The organism is Shewanella sp. T24-MNA-CIBAN-0130 (assembly GCF_040310185.1).
GTDB classification, from domain to species: Bacteria; Pseudomonadota; Gammaproteobacteria; order Enterobacterales; family Shewanellaceae; genus Shewanella; species Shewanella psychromarinicola.
The window spans coordinates 1-398 of the sequence record NZ_JBEOPP010000162.1; the positions used below are offsets into that span (position 1 = coordinate 1).

A 398-nucleotide genomic window follows, 5' to 3' on the forward strand; every position below is an offset into this window, starting at 1 on the left:
TCCTCCCAAAGCGCATTGAGCTTTTTTCTAAGCACCAGTAAAGCCGCTGTTTCTGCTAACGCCTTCTCTTTGTAGCGTAGCTCTCGTTGCAGGGATTTGATTTCTGCTTTGTCTGATTTGGCTTGCTGCTTAATCGTTTTGGCTTGAACTTCACTTGTCGTAAAGCCCCCTAAACAATCTTGTTTCCACTGCTGAACTTGTTCTCGAAACAAACCATTTTCTCGGCAATATTGGCTTACTTCAGCTTCAGACATTGGCGCTGTTTCAATGAGAACGGCAAACTTAGCTTCGGCCGACCAATCATTACTGGTCAATTTTTTACCTGGCACTGGGCGACCCTCTTTTTTAGCTTTATCGCGCCAATGATACAGGGTTTGGTAGGCGATCCCTTCACTACG

The 398-nt window shown here is 45.5% G+C and carries 1 pseudogene; it reads right to left on the reverse strand.

The window, feature by feature from the left end:
• A pseudogene (locus AAEZ02_RS21910) lies at window positions 1-398 on the reverse strand (IS3 family transposase); the annotation flags it as partial.